At 34.5% G+C, this 18,786-nt stretch carries 18 protein-coding genes; 13 read left to right on the top strand and 5 right to left on the bottom strand.

Annotation, left to right across the window (positions count from 1 at the left end):
* Nucleotides 1-347 precede the first annotated feature (347 nt).
* From REB14_RS03520 to REB14_RS03475, 10 genes are all read left to right on the top strand, one after another.
* Nucleotides 348-1,004 carry a MarR family winged helix-turn-helix transcriptional regulator gene (locus tag REB14_RS03520; protein ID WP_309521525.1) on the top strand — a complete coding sequence of 219 codons (657 nt, stop codon included), beginning with the start codon at nucleotides 348-350 and terminating at the stop codon, nucleotides 1,002-1,004.
* A 44-nt stretch (nucleotides 1,005-1,048) separates the two neighbouring features.
* Nucleotides 1,049-2,539, top strand: coding sequence for a phytoene desaturase family protein (locus REB14_RS03515; protein WP_034692198.1), 1,491 nt, complete (start codon nucleotides 1,049-1,051; stop codon nucleotides 2,537-2,539).
* 1 nt (nucleotide 2,540) lies between these two features.
* A complete protein-coding gene (locus tag REB14_RS03510; protein WP_034692199.1) occupies nucleotides 2,541-3,377 on the top strand; it encodes a phytoene/squalene synthase family protein in 837 nt (278 codons plus the stop codon).
* A gap of 56 nt (nucleotides 3,378-3,433) precedes the next feature.
* Nucleotides 3,434-3,907 carry an SRPBCC family protein gene (locus tag REB14_RS03505; RefSeq protein WP_034692200.1) on the top strand — a complete coding sequence of 158 codons (474 nt, stop codon included), beginning with the start codon at nucleotides 3,434-3,436 and terminating at the stop codon, nucleotides 3,905-3,907.
* Nucleotides 3,904-4,356 carry a sterol desaturase family protein gene (locus tag REB14_RS03500; RefSeq protein ID WP_034692201.1) on the top strand — a complete coding sequence of 151 codons (453 nt, stop codon included), beginning with the start codon at nucleotides 3,904-3,906 and terminating at the stop codon, nucleotides 4,354-4,356. The genes REB14_RS03505 and REB14_RS03500 overlap by 4 nt, the downstream gene beginning before the upstream one ends.
* Nucleotides 4,353-5,042, top strand: a complete 690-nt coding sequence (locus tag REB14_RS03495; protein ID WP_034692202.1) for a lycopene cyclase domain-containing protein — start codon at nucleotides 4,353-4,355, stop codon at nucleotides 5,040-5,042. The genes REB14_RS03500 and REB14_RS03495 overlap by 4 nt, the downstream gene beginning before the upstream one ends.
* Entirely contained in the window at nucleotides 5,032-5,580 is a 549-nt protein-coding gene (locus tag REB14_RS03490; protein WP_034692203.1) for a lipocalin family protein, read from the top strand. Before REB14_RS03495 ends, REB14_RS03490 begins: the two co-directional genes overlap by 11 nt.
* Nucleotides 5,581-5,605: 25 nt before the next feature.
* A complete protein-coding gene (ribA, locus tag REB14_RS03485; RefSeq protein WP_309521524.1) occupies nucleotides 5,606-6,196 on the top strand; it encodes a GTP cyclohydrolase II in 591 nt (196 codons plus the stop codon).
* A gap of 236 nt (nucleotides 6,197-6,432) precedes the next feature.
* Nucleotides 6,433-6,732 carry a hypothetical protein gene (locus REB14_RS03480; protein WP_309521523.1) on the top strand — a complete coding sequence of 100 codons (300 nt, stop codon included), beginning with the start codon at nucleotides 6,433-6,435 and terminating at the stop codon, nucleotides 6,730-6,732.
* Between the two features lie 219 nt (nucleotides 6,733-6,951).
* Nucleotides 6,952-7,620 carry a MarR family winged helix-turn-helix transcriptional regulator gene (locus REB14_RS03475; protein ID WP_309521522.1) on the top strand — a complete coding sequence of 223 codons (669 nt, stop codon included), beginning with the start codon at nucleotides 6,952-6,954 and terminating at the stop codon, nucleotides 7,618-7,620.
* A gap of 186 nt (nucleotides 7,621-7,806) precedes the next feature.
* Here REB14_RS03475 and REB14_RS03470 read toward each other — a convergent pair whose 3' ends face one another.
* Together REB14_RS03470 and REB14_RS03465 are read right to left on the bottom strand one after the other, a co-directional pair.
* Nucleotides 7,807-8,538, bottom strand: a complete 732-nt coding sequence (locus REB14_RS03470; protein ID WP_309521581.1) for a cation diffusion facilitator family transporter — start codon at nucleotides 8,536-8,538, stop codon at nucleotides 7,807-7,809.
* Nucleotides 8,539-8,570: 32 nt separating this feature from the next.
* On the bottom strand, nucleotides 8,571-8,699 hold the full coding sequence (locus REB14_RS03465) for a hypothetical protein (protein WP_309521521.1): 129 nt from the start codon (nucleotides 8,697-8,699) through the stop codon (nucleotides 8,571-8,573).
* Nucleotides 8,700-9,022: 323 nt separating this feature from the next.
* Between REB14_RS03465 and REB14_RS03460 the strand changes: the two genes are divergently transcribed.
* The 3 genes from REB14_RS03460 to REB14_RS03450 all read left to right on the top strand — a co-directional run bounded on the left by REB14_RS03460 (nucleotide 9,023) and on the right by REB14_RS03450 (nucleotide 12,936).
* On the top strand, nucleotides 9,023-9,304 hold the full coding sequence (locus tag REB14_RS03460; protein ID WP_002980966.1) for a helix-turn-helix domain-containing protein: 282 nt from the start codon (nucleotides 9,023-9,025) through the stop codon (nucleotides 9,302-9,304).
* A 98-nt stretch (nucleotides 9,305-9,402) separates the two neighbouring features.
* Nucleotides 9,403-10,839: a DUF3945 domain-containing protein gene (locus REB14_RS03455; RefSeq protein ID WP_309521520.1), complete on the top strand. Its 1,437-nt coding sequence runs from the start codon at nucleotides 9,403-9,405 to the stop codon at nucleotides 10,837-10,839.
* Between the two features lie 18 nt (nucleotides 10,840-10,857).
* A complete protein-coding gene (locus tag REB14_RS03450) occupies nucleotides 10,858-12,936 on the top strand; it encodes a type IA DNA topoisomerase (RefSeq protein WP_309521519.1) in 2,079 nt (692 codons plus the stop codon).
* Between the two features lie 46 nt (nucleotides 12,937-12,982).
* On the opposite strand, the gene REB14_RS03445 is transcribed toward REB14_RS03450, so the two are convergent.
* From REB14_RS03445 to REB14_RS03435, 3 genes are all read right to left on the bottom strand, one after another.
* On the bottom strand, nucleotides 12,983-14,104 hold the full coding sequence (locus REB14_RS03445; RefSeq protein WP_309521518.1) for a DUF4236 domain-containing protein: 1,122 nt from the start codon (nucleotides 14,102-14,104) through the stop codon (nucleotides 12,983-12,985).
* A gap of 78 nt (nucleotides 14,105-14,182) precedes the next feature.
* A complete protein-coding gene (locus REB14_RS03440; protein ID WP_309521517.1) occupies nucleotides 14,183-16,750 on the bottom strand; it encodes an AAA domain-containing protein in 2,568 nt (855 codons plus the stop codon).
* Between the two features lie 143 nt (nucleotides 16,751-16,893).
* Nucleotides 16,894-18,783, bottom strand: a complete 1,890-nt coding sequence (locus tag REB14_RS03435) for a hypothetical protein (protein WP_309521516.1) — start codon at nucleotides 18,781-18,783, stop codon at nucleotides 16,894-16,896.
* Nucleotides 18,784-18,786 lie beyond the last annotated feature (3 nt).

Genomic DNA, 18,786 nt, shown 5'->3' with positions numbered 1-18,786 from the left:
ATCAAAGCTTCATCAAAAAAATATTTTCAGATTCAGTTGAGTCATAGGAAAGAATATACAGATTCATTAGTCTTTCATTATCAATTTATTTCTTAATAAATCGTTTAATTAAAGTGCACTTTTTTCATATTCTAAAAAATTTATAGTTTATTAATATACTATTTTTATTATGTTGCATATACTCCATGCATCGGCCTTTTTAAAGGTGTTTTTTTTATATGGTGTTGATTATAAGGTGTTTTTTTTAAGTGCTTTTAACACTTGGTTATAATTTGAAAACAAAAACAAAAAATAAAAAGTGTATTTATAAACTATAATAAGTATATTTGTGTACTAATTTATCTGATATGAATTTTGATCTTATAAAAGCAGTTGTTGAACTTGTTCAGCAATTTATGGAACAGAATGAAGATAAAGTGCATTATAGTAACGATCTTCAGGGATTTACAGAATGGATCAATGCTTCTTCGAAATCTTATTCTGAGCAGGAACATCCAGATTGGGTAGGAAAGGAATTAGGAAGAAGTTCTGATAGTATCATCAATACCTTATTGATAAGAATGGGAAGATATGCAAAAACGTACTCCCGTTCAATTGGTAATTCCGTTTTTTCAAGCCAAGATGATTTTATTTATCTGATAAGCCTGAAAACCATGGGAGCTATGACAAAAATGGAACTCATAAGATATAATGCTAGTGAGAAATCTTCCGGGATACTTATTATTAACCGCTTGATCCGCAATGGCTGGGCTGAACAGACCGCCTCCCATAAAGATAAAAGGATCAAACATATTCAAATAACTGAAAAAGGACTTTCTATGCTGGATGAGCACATGGATGAGATCCGTAAAGCTTCAAGGGTGGTAGTAGGAAATCTGAACCATTCTGAACAAATGCTGCTTATTGGTATACTTTCTAAATTAGATGAATTTCATGATTCTTTTTACCGTATGAATATAGAAGCCACAGACTTGCTGGATATTGTCTACAATAGACTGAACTGATAAGATATTAATAGAATCTGCTAAAAACTATTAAATAAACTACAATGAATATTGGAAACTTAAGAAAGAAAATTGCGGTGATAGGTTCCGGATTTTCCGGAATCTCAGCGGCAGCTTATGCAGCAAAATCAGGTAATGAAGTACACGTATTTGAAAAGCACCCTCAGCCAGGGGGGCGTGCAAGACAATTTAAAACAGATGAAGGATATGTGTTTGATATGGGGCCCAGCTGGTACTGGATGCCAGATATTATAGAGGGGTTTTTTAGTGATTTTGGCTGTAAAGCATCCGATTTTTTTAATCTTGTTTCTTTGGATCCTCAGTTTGAAATGGTTTTTCCAGAAGAAAAAATTGCAGTTCCCAAGAAAAATGAAGATATCCGCAAGCTCTTTGAAAAAATAGAAACAGGAGCCGCTATGCAATACGATCAATTTATGCAGTCTGCACAATTTAAGTATGAAGTAGGGATGAAAGAGTTTGTAACAAAACCATGTTATAACTGGCTGGAATTTGCTTCTTTAAAAATAGCGGGAAGTGCACTGAAACTTGATCTTTTAAGCAATTTTAGGAACTATGTTTCAGGATATTTTACTGATCCGAAATTAAGATCTCTTATGGAATTTCCGGTTATATTTCTTGGAGCTTCCCCGCAGCAAATTCCTGCTCTTTACAGCCTTATGAATTACGGAGGCTATGTGTTGGGAACAAAATACCCAATGGGAGGTTTTTATCAGCTTGTTCTCGCCATGAAGAAAGTAGCGGAAAAGCAGGGGGTGACCTTTCATTTTAATCACGAAGTACAAAAAATCAATACAGAAAACGGAAAGGTATCTTCCATAACAATTGATGGTGAAGCATATGAGTTTGATGCCATAATTGCTTCCTCAGATTATCATCATACAGAAACGTTACTCCCAAAATTTCTCAGAAACTATAACGAAAAATATTGGAAGACGAGAACATTTGCTCCTTCATGTCTTATCTATTATCTTGGGATCAAAGGTGAAATTCCTCACTTAAAACACCATACCCTGTTCTTTGAAAATGAACTGGATAATCATATAGACTGTATATATATAAATAAGAAATGGCCTTCCAAACCACTTTTTTATGCCTGTTGCCCGTCTAAAACAGATCCGGAGGTAGCGCCTGAAGGTTGTGAAAATCTCTTTTTGCTTTTACCCCTTGCTCCTGGAATACATGATGAAGAATCAATCAGAGAAAAATACTTGATGGAGATGCTTGAAAGAATTGAAAAGCATACCGGTGATGCTGATCTTATTTCCAGAATAGAATACAAAAGAAGCTATTGTGTAAGTGATTTTATTTCCGATTATAATGCCTATGAAGGTAATGCCTACGGACTATCCAATACTTTATCACAGACAGCTGTCTTGAAACCGAAAATAAGAAATAGAAAGATCAGAAATCTTTTTTATACAGGGCAGTTAACCGTTCCCGGTCCAGGCGTTCCTCCATCAGTAATTTCCGGAAAAATTGTAGCGACTGAAGTCAGTAAACTAAAAATAAAATAATATGAAAAAATTGTTTGATGAATTGTCTTACGAGGTGAGTAAGTACACTACGCAAAAATACAGTACCAGTTTTTCATTGGGAATACTGGCATTGAAGCCTTCCATCAGACCTGCTGTTTATGCTGTTTACGGGTATGTGCGCTTGGCAGATGAAATTGTAGATAGCTTTCATGGCTATGATAAAGAGAAACTTCTTAAGAGATTAAAGTCTGAAACCTATCAGGCGTTTGAAGATGGTATATCACTCAATCCTATTTTGCATTCATTTCAGGAAACCGTTCGTCAGTATGATATAAACAGGCAGCTGATTGATCAGTTTTTACACAGTATGGAAATGGATCTTCATAAAATTGATTATAACTCCGAATTGTATAAAGAATATATCTATGGATCTGCGGAAGTTGTAGGACTGATGTGTTTGCAGATATTCACAGAAGGTGATAAACAGCAGTATGAGAAACTGAAACCCTTTGCCATGAAATTAGGATCTGCTTTTCAGAAAGTTAATTTTTTACGGGATCTGAAAGATGATTATCAAATTTTAGGAAGAACTTATTTTCCGTTCCTGAATATGTCAGTCTTTGATAATAACGTTAAAACGCTGATTGAAAAGGAAATTGAAGAAGAATTCAAAGAAGCGTTGCAGGGAATTAAAAAACTCCCAGGCTCATCCATCTTCGGAGTATACCTAGCCTATAGATATTATCTTTCCCTTTTTGAAAAAATAAAAAAAACAAACTCCCAGAATATATTACAACAGAGAATCAGGATTGCCAATTCACAAAAGCTGCTGGTTGCTTTCAAAAGTTATATTCGTTACAAGTCTGCTTATTTCTGATTGTAGAAATCCGTTTGAAATGATTTTGTGGAGCGTTTAACAATCAATAAAAATAAATGATGTACAGATTATACAGAGAACAACAGCTTAGCTGCAATATTGAAAAGGCATGGGAGTTTTTTTCATCCCCTCATAATTTATCAGAAATAACCCCTGAGAGTATGGGTTTTGTGGTTCTTTCCGATGTGAAGGATAAGCCTATTTTTAAAGGAATGGAAATAGATTATACAGTCTCTCCTGTATTGGGGATTCCCATGAGGTGGAAAACCATTATCAGCCAGGTTGAAGATTATAAAAGTTTTACAGACTTTCAGAAAAAAGGTCCATATAAGCGCTGGAATCATTTTCATGAATTTATTCCTAATGAGCATGGAGTACTCATGAAAGATACGGTAGACTATGAACTTCCCATGGGATCTTTAGGTAAAATAGCTCATCAGTTATTTGTAAAAGAAAAGCTTAAAAGTATTTTCGATTTCAGATACAAGGTTTTAAATGATCTTTTTAACAATAAACATAACGAATCATGAATGTTCTGATTGTTTTTGGCGTGTTTATTTCCATGGAAGGAGCTACATGGCTTATTCACCGGTATATTATGCATGGTTTCCTTTGGATCCTGCACCGGGATCATCATGATCACAGCCATGATGGCCAATTAGAAAGAAATGACTGGTTCTTTTTCATTTTTGCAAGCCCGTCTATTGCCTTATTGTATCTGGGAGTACAACACGATTTTAGTTATTGGTTTTTTATCGGTCTGGGAATAAGCCTTTACGGGATGGCTTATTTCTTTGTGCATGATATTTTTATTCATCAGAGGGCTAAGATTTTCACTAAAACAAAGAATCCGTACTTTCTTGCCATCAGACGTGCTCATAAGCAGCATCACAAGCATCTGGGAAAAGAAGATGGAGAATGTTTCGGCTTTTTGTGGGTGCCTGTTAAATATTTTAGAATGTATTTCAATAAAAAATGATGTCTTATACTTACATACTGATTAACTTTTTCACTGTCATTATCTGCTTTTTGGCATCTTTTGACAGGAGAATACAGTTTAATAAGCTTTTTTGGAAATTTTTGCTGTCTTCCACCATTGTAGCCATTCCCTTTATTGCCTGGGATATTTGGTTCACGGCAAAAGGAGTATGGTGGTTTGATATCAATTATACTTTAGGATTTAAAATAGCGGGACTTCCAGTAGAGGAATGGTTGTTTTTTTATTGTATTCCTTTCGCTTGTGTTTTTACTTATTATTGCTTTGAAAAGTATTTTAATCTTGGCTGGACGAATGCTTTTAATAATCTCATTGTATTTACTTCTTTTATTGTTCTTGGTGTTGTAGGGCTACTTTGTTATGAAAGAATATATACATTGCTGACGATAATTGTAACTATACTTACACTTTGTTATCTTCATTTTATGGCTAAAAAAGAATGGTTAGGCAAAGCCAGTTTTGTATACCTGGTTCTGATGCCTGGTTTCTTTGCAGTGAATGGAATACTGACAGGCTCATTAATTCCTTCACCGGTTGTTAATTATAATCCTGATGATTTTTTAGGCGTTAGAATGGGAACAATCCCTGTTGAAGATGCCGTCTATGGTTACAGCCAGTTTTTACTCAATATTTATTTCTTTAAAAAAGTAACTGAAAATGAAAAATAGAATAATTCTTATAGTCATACTATGGTTCGTTTTGCTAAATAGTATGACTTCCTGTTCGTCTATGCCTGAGAAAGCTCAGCCTGTCAGACAATTTGATGTCAATCGGTATTTAGGTACATGGTATGAAATAGCAAGATTCGATTATTATTTTGAAAAAGATCTTGATAATGCAATGGCTCAGTACTCTCTTAATGCGGATGGAAGTGTAGTGGTAGTTAACAGTGGCTATAATTTTAAGAAGAACAAATGGGTATCAGTCGATGGTACTGCTAAATTCAAAGGAGATAAGGATGTTGCTGTACTTAAAGTGAGCTTTTTTTGGCCTTTTTACGCCGGTTATAACGTCGTTGCGCTGGAAGATTATAAATATGCATTGGTTGCTGGTAAAAACTTAGATTATCTCTGGATTCTGTCTCGTGAGAAGACTATTCCTGAGAACGTAAAACAAAATTTTATATCTAAAGCTCAGGAGATTGGTTATGATACATCAAAACTTATCTGGGTAAAGCAGGACAAAAAAAGTCCGTTTGATAAATAATTATATAAACTTAAAAAGAGAAAAAATGCTCAAAATACAAGCACAATCAAAAATACCTACAGATTATGGGGTGTTCACCGTATATGCATTTTCAGACAATGAGGAAGACTGGAGTCCTCATTTGGTTTGGGTGGCAGAGAATACAGATTTTAGCACAACCGTAAATGTACGTTTTCATTCGGAATGTATTACAGGAGAAGTTTTTCATTCCAAAAAATGCGAATGCGGACAACAGCTGGATGCTGCGATGGCATATATGTCTGAAAAGGGAGGAGTGATTATCTATCTTCGTCAGGAAGGAAGAAATATTGGGATTATCAACAAGCTCCGGGCTTATGAACTTCAGGAAAAAGGATTGGATACCGTTGAGGCCAATCTGACACTGGGACTTCCGGCAGACGGAAGAAACTTTGATGTAGCTGTTAAAATGCTGAATATTTTGGAAATCAGTATGATTAATCTTTTGACTAACAACCCAGATAAGATCAAATCCATAGAAAATACCGGAATCATTCTCAATAGTAGAATCCCTTTAGAAATTGATTCCAATGAAGTGAATGAGAGCTATCTTGCGAAGAAGAAAAAATACTTTGGCCATCTTTTGGAGAAGATATAAGAGTATATCCGGAGGATAATGTTTTTTTTTGATTCATTTAAATTCAGATGTCATAATCTAATACTGCTGAAGATTGCTAAAATTTCCGAAAGGTAATTTGCCAGTAATTTTTCTGAATATACTTACTATAATTGTTGTAAATGATGATTTTGTATTTTAAGAAAATTTAACATTTTAAATAATATTTTAGGCACGGACATTGTTTATTTATACACCAATTACTAAAATATTATATTATGAACAATTCAGATTATAACAAAGCGGAAAATGCAGTTAATGAAACAGAAAACTCTTTAAAAAATGCAGCGGATAATGCGAAATGGAAGATTAATGACTTAGCGGATAAAGCGAAAGATTATATCAATGAAAAAAGAGATAATGATCAGGAAGCAACACAGGAAGACTGGTTAGATAGAGTGAAATCAAATGTTTCCGATGCATGGGAAGATATCAAAGATAAAGCCGATGAAGCATGGGAAAGTACAAAAGATGCAGCAGAAGATGTTAAGGCTGAATGGAGAAAAAAAACAAATTAATTTTAAGACTACATACTACAAACTGTCCGAAGCTGATAAAGTTTCGGACAGTTTTTTTGTATTTAGTTTATTAATATTCTTTTGTGATTTAGGTAAAATGAATGGTGTATAAAATAATAATAGTTTCTCTTTTATCGTTTTTGAACAAACTTACCATGCGATGATTAGAGAATTGATATTAATTTAAAAGCTGGTATATTTGTATAGTATTTTATTAAAATGAATTTTACCCTTATAAAAGAATTTATGACTCTTCTCGAGCAATTCGAGTCAGATAATAACGCTTATCCACCTACTATTGAAGGCTTTAAATTATGGGTTTCGGGTGGAAATAAAGTTGATTATGAGAGTGTTCCTGATGAACCGTATTGGGAAGGGAAAGAGAATGGAAGAACGGCTGAAAGTGCAATAAGCACATTAATTGTCCATCTCAACCGATATGCTAAGACTTATTCAAAGTCCGCTATTGTTAATTCTGAATTTTCGACTCAGGAAGACTTTATCTACTTGATCAATTTAAAAGCTTTTGGTGAAATGACGAAAATGGCACTTATCAAAAAGAATATTCATGATAAGCCAGCAGGTATGCTTATAATTACTAGACTGCTTCGTCAGAAACTTGTTGAGCAGACAGAGTCTGATATGGACAAACGAAGCAAGCTCATCCGTATTTCCGAAAAAGGATTGGTTGTTCTCGAAAGACATATGGAAAAAATTCGTCAGGCAACAAATATTGTTGCCGGAAACCTTACCCAGAAAGAAAAGATGGACCTTATTCGTATTCTTAACAAGCTTGATGCCTTTCATTATCCCATTTTTTCACGAAATATTCATTCTGATGAACTTATCAATACCGTATACGAAGAGTATCCATTCAAAAATTCATAACGTTATACTATAAATTTTGATCTATTGTCAGTTGATACGGTTTTTTAATCACCGTTTTAACTCGTTATCTAATTATCTGACCAAACTAAAGCTTTTAATATTTGTAATCTTAAGGTATATATAATAGTTTATGTATCGAATAAAGGATAAAAATTGAAAATTTCCAAGATCATAAAATATATTAAGTTATTCCGGTTGAATAATAACGAACCTTACCAATGGAAATTCATTTTTAATATGGTCACGAATACGGTGTATGGCCTCTGTGATCTCTTCTGTATCCAGATGGTCTTCGAAATCGATAATCAGCATCAGTACCACTTCTTCAGGTGATTGGTACGTAGAGAGTATATTTTTTGTTCTGACTACAGTAATGTCTTTTTCAGCCAGTTTAGCAATCTTTTCTCTTGTTTCAGGTGCTATGCCTTCACCCATCAGCAGGCTCCTGCTTTCCCTGGCCAGAATAAGCGAGACAAAAACCAGTATTAATCCTACGATTACCGATGCCAGCCCATCCAATTCCGGAATTTGTAACCAGTGGCTGATCCCCATTAATATCATAACAACAAGCAGACCTGCTACGGCGGCGCCATCTTCAAAAACCACAAGAAAGTTTCCCGGATCTTTGCTTTTGATGATCGCATCCCACCATCTCAACCCGTTACGTGTTTTGTTAAATTCTTTTACAGCAATAAACAAAGAACTCCCCTCGAAAATAAGGGAAAGTATCAATACAATATAATTCCAGAATGGATCTTTCATCACCTCGGGTTCTATAATGTGTAAAATTCCCTGATAGATGGATAAAGCGCCCCCTAAGCCAAATATAAGAATTGAAACCACAAAGGACCAGAAATAGAGTTCCTTACCATATCCAAATGGATGGGACTCATCTGCAGGCTTCCTGCTCCTTTTGATTCCATATAAAAGCAGCAGCTGATTCGCTGTATCTACTGTTGAATGGATTCCTTCGATATCATTGAAGTACTGTTGGTAAATGCCCCTGCAATAAACTTTGTCAGAGCAATCAGTAGATTAGCGGCAAGTGCACTGTAAATTGATTTGCGATTATTGGCCATTAATGACGAATATTAATAAGAGAACAATAAAATTACTTCAATACATTAAACATATTCCCTATATGAGCTGATGTACTTAAATCATTAATAAAAATATGGCTTTTGTTTCAAAATAAAAAATATCTTAACAGATACTTAGAATTGAATTTTCTAATAAAAACAATTTTATCTCTTTCCCTATCATCTTAGGATCAACATACCGATCATTCTTAAAAGCTATAAAAAAATCAGTGAAAATCTTTTCGGTACTATGAAAAAGTAGTGATTTTATATGATTTCTCTTGTTCAATTTTACATCACCAACAATCATAAAAATCACCATTATGAATATCGAAAGAACAGAGTTTATCGCCTGGATGGAGAGAATCATGGAAAGATTTGACCTACTGAAAGAACAAATGCTTAAGAACCAGTCCAGATTTATAGAAGTAGACGGGGAACAGCTTCTGGATAACCAGGATGTTTTACAGCTTTTAAAAATAAGTTCTCGATCATTACAGCGGTATAGAACTGATAAAAAGCTGCCTTACTATACGATCAGTGGAAAGCTGTACTATAAACTTTCAGATGTCCATCAACTCATCCGAGAGTGTTTAAACTCTTGATCCTAACAAGACATCTACAGCCAAATCATTCATCAACATTCCAACCTTGTAGAGCCTCTTAATTGAGCCTATACCTTCGTTCTATTAAATGAAATACAATGGAAAATGAATTGATAAACGCTCAGGAACCCGATGAACTCAAACCATCAGCAGACACACTCCTTGTCCTGAACATTCATACCAATCAGGTTGAGATGGTCAAAGGTGTAGATAAAGATGGAAACCTTCAAAAGGTTCCTCCACAAGAAAAAAAGGATAACGACCCGCTGATCAGCGTTGATAAACATGGAGATATTTTCTCCAACTTCTTTTCTAATTTTTACCGGCAGCTTAAAAATCCAACGCATTTCAACTTTTTCAAAGTTTCGGAGTATGATGCCGTCAATACCGCTCAGGATCTTCAAAAATATATTGATCAGGCATCCCCCGAAGAAAAAGAAAAGCTGAAAGGCTACGAAGTTTTACCTCAACACAATAACAATCCAAAAAATCAAAATACAATGGACAACAACACAGACAATCAGGAATATCGTTTTCAGCCTGAACAGATCGACTGGAAAACGATGGAAAAATTCGGACTTAATCAGGAAAAGCTTGAAAAAATGAATGCGATGGATTCATTACTCAGAGGTTTTAAAACCAATACATTAATTCCGATTACTATTAATCTGGGAACGACGGTTAGTAAGATGGATGTCCGATTATCCCTTCAAACAGGAGATACAGGACAGGTTGCCGTTCATCTGCATGGAATCCGAAAAGAGCCCAGTTTCAATAATACATTCTTAGGCCATCAGTTCAGTGATGAAGATAAAAAGAACCTTAGAGAAACCGGGAATATGGGCAGGGTAGTAGATCTTGTCAATCCTAAAACAGATGAAATCATTCCATCAGTCATCAGCCGTGACCGTTTAACCAATGAATTAGTTGCCTATCGGGCAGAGTACATGAAAATCCCTGATGAAATCAAAGGAATTAGGCTTGATGAACATCAGAAACAAACTTTACTGGAAGGAGGACCATTGTATCTTGAAGGTATGACTTCTAAAAAAGGAGAATTGTTCAATGCCATCGTACAGTTTAATGCGGATAAGCGGTATGTGGAATTTCTGTTTGGCAATAATCAGAATCAACAACACAATCAACAGCAAACTCAGCATACGGATAAAGAAGCACCCAAAATATTCAGAGGAAAAGAACTGGATGATTTACAGTATGAAAAGTTCAAAGCCGGGCAAACCGTTTACATTGACGGTCTTACCGATGCTAAGGGCAAAGCCTATCAAGGTTATATTACCTTCAACAAAGAAACTTCCAAAACAGATTTCTCCTTCAATCATCCTAATAAGCTCAAAGAAGAGGCAAAGCCTACAGAAGATCATAAGACCCAAACTGCGGTTAACACCCATGGTAAAACCAATGAAGCTACTAAAAATGTGAAAGAGCCTTTAGAATCCAAACAGCAGCAACCTGCCAGTCAACAGCGGGAAGACCAGCAAAAAAAGGTTAGAAAACCAAGAGGACGAAAACTATAATAAATCTAAATCCATCATATGAAAGCAATCATCGCAGAAAAACCGAGTGTCGCAAGAGAAATCGCACAATTATTAGGAGCCCATGAAAAGAAAGACGGTTATCTATCCGGTAACGGATACTGTGTCACTTGGGCATTGGGACATTTGATATCGTTAGGAATGCCAGAAGATTATGGTATAAGAGGCTTTAACAAAGCCTCTTTGCCTATCTTTCCCAACCCTTTTATTCTAACTCCTAAAAAACTAAAGAAAGCAAAAGGCTATGAGCCTGATCCTTCCGCTTTAAAACAACTCAACACCATACAACAAGTCATCAAGCAATGCAGCAGTATTATTGTCGCCACAGATGCAGGAAGGGAAGGAGAGCTGATCTTCCGTTATATCTATCATTACCTACAATGCAACAAACCTTTTGAAAGACTCTGGATCAGTTCCCTGACAGAAAAAGCAATACAGGACGGTTTTAAAAGCCTTCAGCCAGGCGATGCCTTTGACGGTTTGTATCAAGCTGCTAAAGCCAGAAGTGAAGCGGACTGGCTGGTAGGAATCAATGCTACTCAGGCATTAACCATCGCAGGGAACCAAGATGTTTATTCATTAGGCAGAGTGCAGACGCCAACCCTGGCTTTAATCTGTCAACGGTTTCTTCAGCATCAAAACTTCACCAAGCAAAAATACTTTCAGATTCAGCTGAGCCACAGAAAAGAATATACAGACTTCACCAGTCTTTCGCTATTACAATGGGAAGAAAAAAAGCAGGCAGAACAAATCCAAAAGATTATAGAGCGGGAGGGTAGGGCCTTTGTAGAAGATGTATCTGTTAAAACAGTACAGGAGCAATCTCCATTACTTTTCGACCTCACAGAATTACAGAAAGAAGCCAACAGAAAACTGGGGCTTTCTGCTGATGAGGTTTTACAAACAGCCCAAAGCCTCTATGAGAAACAGTTCATCACTTATCCCAGAACCGGCAGCAAGTATATTCCTGAAGATGTATGGACTGATATACCTGAGCTGGTTAGAATACTGAATCAGACCGAACCTTTCAAAGCCGCGATAACCCATTTAAAATTCGGAAACTTCAACAAGCGGATCGTTAATGATCTAAAAGTTACCGACCATCACGGATTACTCATAACCACCAAAACACCTTCTGCACTTAGCGCTACGGAAAAAGCCATTTACGAGATGACTGCTTACCGCTTATTGGAATCCCTATCCCACACCTGTCTAAAACAAGTCACCCAAATCCAGATAAAAGTCCATCATTATGAATTCCAGATCAAGGGCTCAAAAATACTCAATCAGGGCTGGCGAGCCATCAAAGGAATTCTGTCTGATAATGAAAATTCCAATAATAAAAATGAAGTCCTTACTGAACTTCCGGAATTCAAAATCGGAGATGAGCTGAAAATGTCAAAAACAGAACTACTGGAAAAAATAACGCAACCTCCCAAACTTTTTACTGAAGCAGATCTTTTATCAGCGATGGAAAATGCAGGCAGATCTATTGAAAACAAAGAAGAACAGAAAGCACTCTCCAATATCGGCATTGGAACCCCAGCCACCAGAGCTTCTATTATTGAAACCCTGCTCAGCAGAAATTATATCATCAGAAAAAGCAAAACACTAATTCCCACTGATAAAGGCTTACAGGTTTACAACCTTGTCAAAGATAAAAAAATAGCCAATGTCCAAATGACCGCAGAATGGGAAATAGCACTGGATAGAATTGAAAAAGGTGAACTCAATAAAACTCAATTTATAAACGACATCCAAGCCTACACAGCAGAAATCACCAACGAACTTTTATCACTGCACATTCCCCAAGAAAATATCCCACAATTAAAATGTCCCAAATGTCAACAGTATAACCTCATTATCAAAGAGAAAATTGTCAAATGCCCAGATGAGCAATGCAACTGGATCCTCTTTAGAACCATATGCGGAATACAACTTAGCATAAAAGATCTTACTTTACTACTAACTCAAAACAAAACATCATTAATCAAAGATATGAAAAGCAAGAACGATAAAAAGTTTGATGCTTATTTAACTTTAGATGATAAAGTAAATTTGATTTTTAAATTTTGCTAGATGATTAAAGATCAAATTTTTAATCTATTACTTTCTGAAATCAACTTTAAGCTAATTCCTTGCACAAACTTTTATACTCCTGAAATGAATTTGCAAACTCTTGGGCGAACTCAAAATTACTTATTTGATATTCCTCATTAACACCACTACTGGAAGAAAATCTCAGCCTTGCGTATTGAACAACAGGTATCTGATAATTGCTCTTGAATCTTTTGTCAGGAGTTCCGTTTTTATTGACTTTCGCCCATGTTTTTCTAATAACTTTTGAATCACGAGGAACACTGCTGGTTTCGGTAAAACTTACAGAAGAAAATGTAACATTAAGTTCATCAAGCCCAATAATTGCAAAGTTTCGATCATTTTTATACATCAGTACAAATGTTGGATAAAAATATAAATCTGCTCCGTTCACATTTTGAAAATATAGGGCTTCATAGTTTGATGTAATGATGGGAAGTGATTTAAAACCAATTCTTGCATCTTTTCTGTTAACCAATGTGCTGGCACTAGACCGGGCAGCCACACGATCCTGAAAGTGCGCTCCAGTAATATCCCATACTTTATGGGCTGTGGTTAGATTTTTAAAAGAATGCTGCAATTGTTCATACTTTCTCTTAGAAGGATCATCGAACTTTATGTCAATATTAACAGCCGAGTTATCAATTACAATCTGGGTTTCTTTAAGTGCTTCTTTTTGTGCATTAATATCCTCATTTATCTGTTGAACAATATTTTTGTTTACCAACCCATATATAAAGATATAACTTGCAATTTTCTTGGTCTTCGTGAAGGTTAACGCTTTTTTTATCTTCTTCAGATCCGTTTTCAGTTCAGCTTTTTGCTGTTGAGCCATGAGGATAGATTCTTTGATACCTGCCATATTTTGAGATGTGATCTCATGTACATCAGCACTAAAAATATTATCTGATAACTCAGTGTAAAAAGGTTGTGGCTCAGGATAAGATTGTGAGGAAGCCCTTGGTGATGGAGAACCTGAGAGCTTGTATGAGTTTGAAAAACCTAAAAAATTGGTATTAAGCCTCGTACCTGACGAACTCAAATTTACACTCATACCTTTAACCCCAATACTCGTTGAAATTCCTCTTTTGCTGAAATTCAAATGTACACCGGGTATTATTTTGATTCTCTTTCTGTATGACCAGACCATGATATAGTTTTTAAGATAATTATAATCACAAATCTAAGCTACTACAGACAGAAAAGTTTACGGAAAACCGTAATCTTATCATGAATTATTCTTCCCTATTTCACTGAGTTTGTTTATTAACTTCTCTTTCTCCCCACTTCCCGTCGTCGAAAACCTTACCAACGCAATTCCATACTTCTCCAAGATTTCATTTTTCATATGATCTCTTTCAGCTTGTCGGCTTTCTTGTTTATGATATTCATATCCATCAACTTCTATGGCTAATACAGGATTTTTCCCCAGCTTATTGTAAATTAGGAAATCAAGATGTGTGGCATGATGTCTAGCATATTTTTCTTCTTCAGGATTTAATCTGGAAAAATCTAATAATAGATTTCTAAGCGGGTGATGCAGAATAACGCCATATTTTGAAAATTGATCTTCGGACAATACTTCCCTGATTAACGCATACATGAGATTCTCACTGTCGAAAACAGATTTCTTTTTTTGATCAGATAAAAGGGCTCTTCTTTTTTCTTCATACCCTTTGTACAGGTAATCAAAAATAGAATGTACCTCACTGTTGATCGTTGTGAAATTATTGTAATCAATATAGCGGATCAGATCTGAGATATTGGTGTCATTGTCACTTTCATTTCCATTCACTAATAGTATCAGCTGATCTTTGGCTCTGGAAATGGCTACATTCAATCGGTTCGGATTATCAGTAAATTCAGAGATTTCATTATCTACGGTGGAGAGAATGATCACATCATTTTCTCTTCCCTGAAATTTATCTACCGTATCAGCTTTAATATCTGTTCCCTGAAAAGTTCTTTGTAAAGCTAAGGTCTGATTACGGTAAGGGGTTACAATTCCCAGATTGACACCTTCCAGCTTTTGTTGTGGAATGATTTCCTGAATAATTACGTCAATCTGCCGCTGATTCTCTCTTTGCCGGGCATGGTTGCCTTCAGTTGTTTTATAGACTAATAAAGGTTCTCTTTCCGTCTGTCCCTCGGAAAGAATAATCAACTGATCATTATAAAACTTGCGGTTACAAAAATCAATGATTTTAGGATGACAGCGATAATGTTCTTTTAAGAGCGTTTTAGGTACTTCCGGAAATACTTCCGTAATGGAAGACAGCAAGCTATGACTGGAATAACGATAAGGTTGCGGAATATCATAATTCTTAAAGATCTGATCTGTATTCTCTGCTGTTTCAGAATCCACTACATTGGGAAGCTGTTTTAAATCTCCAACAATAACTGCTTGCTTTGCACAGGATAATGCGAGCACACCTGTAGCAAGATCCACCTGTGAAGATTCATCAACAATCACATAATCGTAGACTACATTTTCAGCAAGGCTTCTTCTTAATGAGTAGGTGGTACTCATAATGACAGGATAATCTTTAATAAATTCTTCTGATTTAAAACGAAGATCCCATTCGGTATATTCTGAGCGTTTTTCTCCTTTATATTTTTGGTAGAGTTTGTTTTTAAACAGCTGCATCGATCCTTCCGTATATTCTTTCATTTTATCATGGAAGGAAAAATGCTGTAACGTATTTTGCAGTTCCTGCTTTCTGAGATCAAGCTCTGAAATTTTTACTCTATAGTATTTTGACTGAACAATCCTGATCATTTCTTCATACGATAAGGTATAAAAAATCTTATCTCTAACCCCATAGAGAAAAGGAAATATCAACTTACGCCACCAGTAAAACCTTTTACCTGTTTTCTCATAATCTTCCAACGTAATCCATAAAGAAAGCAGCTGATCTGAACTGACATTCTTTTTAAAACGGATTGTAGTCGTAAAAGTTACATCATCTGTAAAATGCTTATGTTCTGTTTTGATCTTATCGATTTCCAGTTTGAGTAAAGCTAATTCATTTTTTAATTCCAATTTTTCAGCAAGCTCCGTAAAAAGAAGGGAAGTAGACTGAATAAGGGATTGCTCCTGTTCTTCCTCTAATCTAAAATCTGCTAGATCCGGGATTTCAGTCTGAGCATCGATAAATTCTTTTTTATTTTGGCTGCTTCCCAACAATGCCGCTATAAAAGAAACCCCATTGCTCTCCAGTTTCTCAAATACATTTTTTGTCGCCGAATTATTGCTTGAAACAACAGCAACACTTTGATTATTCATCACGGCATTGGCAATAATATTAAGAATAGTCTGTGTCTTTCCTGTTCCCGGAGGACCTTCAATAACACTTAACGGATTTGAAAATGCATGATCAACTCCCGTTCTCTGGCTTAGATTAAAACCAAAAGGAAAAATTTCAATAGGAGAGGTATAATAATTCTTTTCGGGTTCTTTTCCATTAAGATAATTGTACAGAATAGAAGTCTCAGGAATAAAACGGATACTCCCATAGCTATTGGCAAGAATATTATTGCCTTCCTCGGTCTTCAAGCCAACACTTGCTGCAATCGTCTTTAGATAAGAAAAAATATTTCCTGCTCTCTCACTTTGAATAGCAGATCTTACCATCTTAATTCTATATTGAGGATAAGAATAGGCTTTACCACTGTTTTTATACACCACGACACACTTATTACCCTCAAAAGAATAAGATTCTATTTCATCAGTTCTGTCTTTGCCATCAATGTAGATAGCTTCCTTTTTAAGGAGATGTGACTTAGAATTTTGCATTAGTACAGCTTGATTACAAATATAACAACATGAAACGAAAAATATTAACAGTAAAAATAAGTAATTGCTTTCTTCATAACTTTCAAAATTAAAATGCTGTCAATAAAATCACATAAGTCGAGTTAGATGTAAAGATCAAAGGTTTACTTTCTAAATTTTTTTCTAATTTTAAAATCAAGATTTTCCCATTCAACACCATTAAATATTCTTACCTTGTCAAATAAGCAATCAGGTCTATTAAAAAATCTATAACTTTTCAATATAATTTTGGTTATTTCTTCATAACTTTTTTCAATAGATTGATATTTAATATTAGATGTTCCCCGGTTAAGTGTTTTTGCAGGCTGTTGAACATTATTTTTAAGAGAATAAAACTTAGTACAAACTAAATCACAATTGGAAAATGTTTTTGTACTTATATTGTAGAACAAAGGCTTTTTTATAAAAAACTCGTAATGCCAAATGTTATATTTGTTTATATGAAACTCTATTTGAACGGTAGTGTTAAACGAACAAAATTTGATGTTTTTCAAAAAATCAAACTTACTTTCATTTTCAAATAGTTGCTTTATAATCAAGTCAACTTCTTTCAAATCTTTTTTGTAGGTATGGATTGATGTATTATAATGCGATAATGGATGCAATAATATAAATAAGTAAGAATTAATTTCATCTAATTCTGGAAGATTTTCATCTACGTCTTTAATAAAATTTCGACAAAGATTAAAAATTTTTGATAGCTTGTATGAATCAATCTGTTCGTAATTTCCATCTTTAAATATTTCTTTAGGAAAAACATCTGATAATTTTTTTTCCAGATATTTTCTGAAATAATTAGCCGCAGCAGGATAATCTGGTCTTTCATTATTATATAAATGGAATCTAGCTTTTGACAAATCATTATTATTTTGCAAGACGATAGGTACATCAATTGTTTTTGTCTCGCTAATATTATACTCACCAACATAAAATTCTATTGACTTCCATTGCTTATTATCAGGACCTTGACATAGTTTGTGATTGCATACTTCAAAAAAATTTTTATCATATGTGGATATAATTATTTGATAGTCAGAAAAGTGTTTTATTAAAATATTAATAATTGGGATTCTATTTGATGTATCTAATCCTATAAAAATATCATCCAAGTAAATTAGTTTAAACTCAATTTGGGAAGGAAAAAGTTGTAAAGAGGAAAGATATAAACAAACGGCAACAGAAGAAAGTCTGGCTTCATTTAAATATTCTTTGTATTCATTTCCTAACTCTTCACCATTCTTTAAAATTTTAAGTCTCAAATCAGTATTTAAAAACCAGCTTTTTCTAGAATTATTTGGATAATTAAAGTTAATAGGTTGAAGGATATATTCAATAGTGATGTCTTGAAGATCAAAAAAATTTATTAAATATTCATTAACTATTACAAACATAGAATCAAGGGTAGTCCTTAAATTTCTTTCAAAATCAGGTAATAGTCTTAAGCCATGCTTATGACATTTACTTTGTCTGGTCCATGCATCAGTAATTAAATTCTTTATTAAAAAATTATATTGTGCTCCAATTGATGTTGACACTCCTGTGTGAACAGGAATAAACTCACCTAACAAGTTTAATATCACTAAATCAAATAGATTAGGATTTGGCTCCGATTTCAGATATATTTTAAGGAGATCTGTATAATCTAAAAAACCGTTAAGAAGTGATGCCTCCTTAATAAATGATATATTATTGTTAGATACTGTATCAGAGAATTTATAGTTATTAGATGAGAGTATGTTTTCTCTATCAGATGTGTTTATTTCTGAAAATGTTAATTCAATTTTACCATCTGTGTCTTTATTAAAAAGATTTTTAGAAAAATTTTGTGTAATAATTGAGCTTTTAAAAAAATCATGAAATGATTTAAAAAGAGAGGATTTTCCCGAGCCATTTTCTCCATAGATTAATAAATTTTCACCTTTTGGAAGATTTATAATATAGTTGTTATAGTAAGCTCGACAGTTTTCAAGCTCTATCTTAGTTATTCTTTTCATGCC

Source organism: Chryseobacterium metallicongregator (assembly GCF_031324065.1).
Lineage (GTDB): Bacteria > Bacteroidota > Bacteroidia > Flavobacteriales > Weeksellaceae > Chryseobacterium > Chryseobacterium metallicongregator.
Note: the sequence above shows the minus strand (reverse complement) of the source record. Positions and strands in the feature narration are given on the sequence as shown.